Below are 237 nucleotides of genomic sequence, written 5' to 3'. Positions count from 1 at the left end.
CAGGTGGGTAGCGCGTCCAGTCCGGTGGTGAGTCCCTCGGACAGCTCGCCGGCGCCTGCGGACAGTTTTTCCGTGCCTGCGGACAGTTCGTCGGCGCCGCTGCTCAACTCGACCAGGCCGTTGCTCAATTGATTTGCGCCCGAGTCCAGTTCGCCGACTGCTCCGCGGATCTCGTTGATGTCGCCCGCGAGGTCGCCCGACCGGAGCAGGTTCAGGCCGAGTTGCAGCGGGCTCTGC

The 237-nt window shown here is 67.1% G+C and carries 1 protein-coding gene; it reads right to left on the bottom strand.

Annotated elements, in window-relative coordinates:
* The coding region (locus SB717_RS39425) for a hypothetical protein (protein WP_486360827.1) at positions 1–237 on the bottom strand (237 nt) is incomplete at both ends.

It is taken from the genome of Priestia sp. SIMBA_032, assembly GCF_046535215.1.
GTDB lineage: Bacteria > Bacillota > Bacilli > Bacillales > Bacillaceae_H > Priestia > Priestia aryabhattai.
This window is presented reverse-complemented; position numbering and strand designations above follow the sequence as displayed.